At 42.9% G+C, this 5,325-nt stretch carries 6 protein-coding genes and 1 tRNA gene; 3 read left to right on the forward strand and 4 right to left on the reverse strand.

The window, feature by feature from the left end:
- Positions 1-587: 587 nt before the first annotated feature.
- Positions 588-848 carry a hypothetical protein gene (locus tag PN499_RS25330; RefSeq protein WP_272035756.1) on the forward strand — a complete coding sequence of 87 codons (261 nt, stop codon included), beginning with the start codon at positions 588-590 and terminating at the stop codon, positions 846-848.
- Between the two features lie 37 nt (positions 849-885).
- On the opposite strand, the gene PN499_RS25335 is transcribed toward PN499_RS25330, so the two are convergent.
- From PN499_RS25335 to PN499_RS25345, 3 genes are all read right to left on the reverse strand, one after another.
- The gene (locus tag PN499_RS25335) at positions 886-1,803 is read right to left on the reverse strand and encodes a pentapeptide repeat-containing protein (protein WP_272035758.1); all 918 of its coding nucleotides are present in this window, start codon (positions 1,801-1,803) and stop codon (positions 886-888) included.
- A gap of 87 nt (positions 1,804-1,890) precedes the next feature.
- On the reverse strand, positions 1,891-2,664 hold the full coding sequence (locus tag PN499_RS25340; RefSeq protein WP_272035760.1) for a TrmH family RNA methyltransferase: 774 nt from the start codon (positions 2,662-2,664) through the stop codon (positions 1,891-1,893).
- Between the two features lie 59 nt (positions 2,665-2,723).
- Positions 2,724-2,805, reverse strand: a tRNA-Leu gene (locus PN499_RS25345).
- A gap of 403 nt (positions 2,806-3,208) precedes the next feature.
- Between PN499_RS25345 and PN499_RS25350 the strand changes: the two genes are divergently transcribed.
- Together PN499_RS25350 and PN499_RS25355 are read left to right on the forward strand one after the other, a co-directional pair.
- On the forward strand, positions 3,209-3,754 hold the full coding sequence (locus PN499_RS25350; RefSeq protein ID WP_272035762.1) for a group I truncated hemoglobin: 546 nt from the start codon (positions 3,209-3,211) through the stop codon (positions 3,752-3,754).
- Between the two features lies 1 nt (position 3,755).
- Positions 3,756-4,103, forward strand: coding sequence for a hypothetical protein (locus PN499_RS25355; RefSeq protein ID WP_272035763.1), 348 nt, complete (start codon positions 3,756-3,758; stop codon positions 4,101-4,103).
- A 7-nt stretch (positions 4,104-4,110) separates the two neighbouring features.
- On the opposite strand, the gene PN499_RS25360 is transcribed toward PN499_RS25355, so the two are convergent.
- Positions 4,111-5,316, reverse strand: coding sequence for a GNAT family N-acetyltransferase (locus PN499_RS25360; protein WP_272035765.1), 1,206 nt, complete (start codon positions 5,314-5,316; stop codon positions 4,111-4,113).
- Between the last annotated feature and the right edge of the window lie 9 nt (positions 5,317-5,325).

Genomic DNA, 5,325 nt, shown 5'->3' on the forward strand with positions numbered 1-5,325 from the left:
AGAAAGTGCCAAAACCCGATAGTTGGTCTTGAATCGTACCAATAACAAAGGTGGAGTTATCAAGGAGCGGAATGATGCGAAAGTATCACGTTCCGTTCTGAAGGAGAGGTAGGAGTAGCAACGCTCCTATCGACTCTAACATCGAACCAAGCCATACTGACCAGCCTAAGTCTTAACTGACTACGTTATTTTGGTCACGACACCGGGCGAATGCGAAGCTAGTTCCCTGCTCTGTCGGCAACGATTAAACAGTTCTAAGGTCACTGGAACAGTGTCGTTGCCCTAACAAGCCCTTATAACTTTGGCGAAGCTAACTTTACCCCGTAAGGGAGAAACGGAGGGCAACCATGCCCTCCACCCCGCAAGGGGATTCATGGCGGAAGACAGCCGCAAAAATTCCTCCCACCCCTGAAGGGGATGGGTTTCCATTTTGGAAAAACTTATGATTAAATCCCAATCATTGTGGCCCACCCCTTACAAGTGTCTTGAGTTGCAAGTCCAGTTGGAGTTTAAAGTTTTAAAGTCTACTATCGGCAAGGGTGCATATAGTTTAAGTACAATGTCAAAAGTCTAAGGAGCCACTCCTCATGGAACCAGATCGGCAAGATTTACGCCGGGCCTCAGCCAGAGCCTTTTTTGAGTCTCTTGACCAAATGAACGAGTTAGCACGCGCCCAGGAGGCCAGTCAAGCTGCTAAATCGAATTCGACCTCTGCAAACAGTCCCGCAGCTAAACGGAAAAAACCTAAAGCTCAGTTTAGTTTTGCTGAGCTTGAAGAAGCGATCGCGGATATTGAGCAATTTATGCAGAGTCGAGAGGAGAAACCGCCCGAATCTGAGGAAGATTGAGGAGATGGGGGGAATGGGGAAGTTAAAAAAGAATTAATTAAAAGTCATGAAGATTTTGCTGTTTATCAAAGTTTATAGGTTTATAGCACTCGCTATATCCGGCTAGATATTCCCCATCGGGTAAAATAACGTTGTAGCAAAAAGGAGGTGACTGTCCACCACAGAGGAATACACCGCCTTGGAAGCTAACTTCTATAAAGCTGGTACAGGTTGCCTCGCCGGAAAGTTGTGCCTCTCTTAAATCAGAGCGAATAAACCTGGTGTTAGTAAAATCGCCATTTTTTAAATTAGCACCTCTAAGATCGCAATAAATAATTCGTGCCGAGCGCAAATTAAAAGGCTCCAGAATAGCATTACGCAAGTTAACGTAACTGAAATGAGAATATGAGAGATTGAGATTAGGTATGTTAGCACCTTCTAAGTTAACTCGATGTAAGACTATTCCGGCAAATTCTCTCTGTCCATCTGCATAACGTCTTTTAAATTCTTCACCACTTAAGCCTCGCTCTCGATCCATTTGCTGGCTTCCCGAAGGCATAATAGTATGATGAAAAATTGTCCATTTATTAGTTTTAATATTATTTAACTTAGCCTCACTTAAATTAGCCCCAATCAATTTAGCATAAGTTAAATCCGCACCTGTTAAATCCGCATAAGTTAAATCTGCACCTGTTAAATCAGTGCTATGGAGATCGGCATCTCTGAGATTAGCTTTACTTAAGCTTGCATTCATTAAATATGAATCTGAAAGATTCACGTCTTTCAGATTAGCACTACTTAAGTTGGCATTAGTCAGAAAGTTTCTCATTAATAAAGAATCTTCTAAATTGGCACTACTCAAATTAATTCCTATTAGGGAAATATCCGTTAAACAGGTTTTTCTCAGATTCACACCAGTAAAGTCTCTCTCACCAGCAGCATATCGTTTCAGAAACTCTTCTTTGGTGTTGTTCATACCATCTGAGCAATTCTTCTTGGATGTTGTTACTATACTTAATATATAATTGGATTATTAAATAAAAATGCCCCCATCTCCCTCATCTCATCTTCTCTGGCGTTGAGCTTCGTATAATATTAGAGCAGCCGCGATCGCGACATTTAGAGATTCCACACCCTGACTCAGAGGTATTCTGACTTGCAGACTGGCTAAATTTGTCAAATCTTCCGATAAACCCGCGCCTTCATTTCCCAATACAATCAAAGTTGGTACTCGCAAATCTACTTCCCAATAAGTCAAACTTGCATCGGGTAAAGTTCCTAAAATCTGCATCCCCTGATGTTGACAGCGCGAGATTTCTGCTTTTAAATCAGAAGTAACTGCCATTGGTAGTCTAAACCACGCCCCCGCTGACGATCGCAATACCTTCGGATGGTCTAAATCTACACTATCTCCACTCAGCCACAAACCATCAGCCCCAGCCGCAGCAGCCGTGCGAATAATTGTCCCCAAATTACCGGGATCTTGTACTGTCTCTAAAGCTAACCCCAAGCTGGCTGTCGCTACTGACTGCATTTCACTCCGAGGGGCTGTAGCGATCGCACCATCTGGTTGTACTGTAGTTGCTATTGCTTCCAAAACGCGATCGCTCACCAACTCTACTCGCCGCGCTTGCAAACAAACTTTTTCCCAAAGTTGGGGATGCCTTTCCTGCCATTGTGAAGTATAGCAAACCGTTGCCAGAGGGTGATTCTGAGCGCAAGCTTCCTCTAGCAAATGCGTCCCTTCCAACAGAAAAAAACCCTGTTCCCGCCGCCCTTTCGAGGCGTGAAGCTTGCGTATTTCCTTTACTAAAGGATTTTGAACGCTGGTAATCATAAAAAAAATTGATTTTGGATTGAATTGACAACCCAAAATCTCAAGTAAAATCTGTCAAATGCGGAACCCGGGACTTGAACCCGGAAGGCTTGCACCACATGAACCTGAATCATGCGCGTCTACCAATTCCGCCAGTTCCGCATCACTGACAATTTTTAATCTTGGCATAAGTTTCGTGCTTTGTCAACTAATTTATCAAAATTTAGGCGATCGCTAAGATTTTATGCGATCGCTACCAGGATTTTGTATCATTTTGCGAGCAAGGCGAAGCGATCGCCAGGCCTTGAGCAGAAATATTAAGTGTCTAGGGCAAATCAATAAGCATCTGCTGATTTATTTAAGAGATATTAAGATATCTACCCTAAGATAATTTGATGGTAAAGTTACTCAATGATGTAGCAAATGCTCTCTCTCCATCATCGCACGTAGTCAAAGACTAAGTTTAGTTTAGCTTAAACCTCGTGTTCCGGCTTCTTAAGCCTATGTATCAGTAAATGACCGAGTGCTGACGATTCAACTTCCAATCACAATTAGGGGATATCTAATGAAACTCCGTAAATCTTTAGCAATGTTGTTGACGTTAGTCTGTATCACAGTCATAGCTGTAAATACTTTCAAGCTAAACCCTAGTTTCGCTCGTTCTACGCCAGAGATCTCAGTACAACAATCAGCAGAGAAAGTAAATAAAGTAAATACAGACGAATACATTGCACAAGTTCCTGGAGGCATTTCTCTCTACAATAGGCTAGGAGGCTACAACGCGATCGCCAATGTTATCGATCGTGCAGCAAATTACATATTCAACGATCCGCTAATTGGTAAATATTTTATTGGCTTGAGCACAAACTCAAAACTGAGGCTACGTCAGTTGTTAGTCGATCAATTCTGCCAAGCAGCAGGCGGGCCTTGTGTTTATACAGGGCGGACTATGAACCTTTCCCATACTGGCATAGGTCTCACGGACGCTGAATTTAATGCTTTTACTAATGGTATATCCCAATCTCTCGATGATAATAGGGTCAATCAAACAGAGAAACTCGAAGTGTTGACATTTGTCAATAGTCTGAGAAGCAAGATAGTTGAAGGATAAGATGAAAAACTCCAATCTCCTCCTCTCAGTTGTATTTCTGCTGGTATCAGGAATGGTAATGACCGAGGTAGCTCATGCAAAACCGTCAGAAGAAAACACTGAGACAAAAGTTCCAGTATCCCCAATACTAAGACAGTCTTCTGACCAGTTTTCCACCCCCGCTACATATACTTCACCCAATACTCAATCTAACGAGCAACCGTTGTGTTTTTATCAGAATTCGGATGGTAAGATAGTTGATTTGAGCAATCTGTGTGGGGCTAAGAGCAGCGAAACGGTTTCAAGTCCTCAATTGCGGAACTCTCCTATTTCTCCTATTAATGATGGGAAAACCCCGCCTTACTGGTAGAAAAAAGTTAGTCATTGCCTTTACTAAAAGGCAAATCTTCATTTACCAGTTCAATTTCCTGCTGTTCCCTTTCATTAATCTGAGAAATGTAAGACTGAAGAATTTGGGAAAGGCGAGGGTTATAAAACCGATGCAAACTATAATTAGGTGTAGCTGGAAAGCCGCGCCGTTTTTTATGGCGGCCACCGGCACCGGGGTCGAAAATTTGAATATCATGAGCGATCGCCCACTCAATCGGCGTATAATAGCAAGCATCAAAGTGCAAACATTCTATATCCTGCACGCTTCCCCAATAACGCCCGTAAAGCCGATCGCCTTTAAAAATGCAAAAAGACATTCCCGCTGGTAAGCGATCGTCCTGTTCGTCATAGGCGGCCACAAATAACACGCGATCGCGATAGTTATGGTGCAATTGCTCAAAAAATCGCTTAGTTAAATACTTACTTCCCCACCAGCCAAACTTGTCACAAGTATTCTCGTAAAAAGAGTACATTCGCGCAAACAAAGCTTGAGGAATTTCATCCCCTGTCAGACTTTGGATTCGCAAACCAGCCTTTTCTACAGCCTTGCGTTCCCGCTTAATATTACGGCGTTGGTTAGCATTGAAAGCGCCTAAATAATCATCAAAAGTTTGATATCCTTGGTTTTGCCAGATGTAGCTATGATGCAGCCAACTGCTAAAACCGTTCCTTTCCATAACTTGTCGCCATTCCGGGTCAACATAAAGAAAATTGCAGCCTGAAATGCCGTTGCGATCGCAAAAATGGTCGATCGTATCGATCATCAACCGCGTCAATAGATCTTCATCTTCCCCAGGAGCAATCAAAAACCGATAACCCTCAGCAGGCGTAAACGGTGTCATTCCCATCAACTTTGGATAATATTCTACACCGATACGGGCAGCTAACTCGGCCCACTGATGATCGAAAACAAATTCGCCATAACTATGACTTTTGACATAAAGAGGCGCAGCGGCGATTAATTGGCGTTGGCGAGGCCTATCTTTAGGACTTTCGCGCCACACTGTTAAATGATAGGGCAACCAACCCGTTTTCGCTGTCACACTGCCAGAAGTTTCTAAATTATTCAGCCACTCCCATTCTAGAAATGGCGTTTTTAGTGGCATTGCTAAGGCATCCCATTCTGATTGAGGTACGTCAGAAATTTTGCCGATCCAGGTAACAGAATATTGAGGTTTAAGCTGTTCTACCATATCTTTAAG

This window comes from Kamptonema animale CS-326 (assembly GCF_028330895.1).
Lineage (GTDB): Bacteria > Cyanobacteriota > Cyanobacteriia > Cyanobacteriales > Microcoleaceae > Kamptonema > Kamptonema formosum.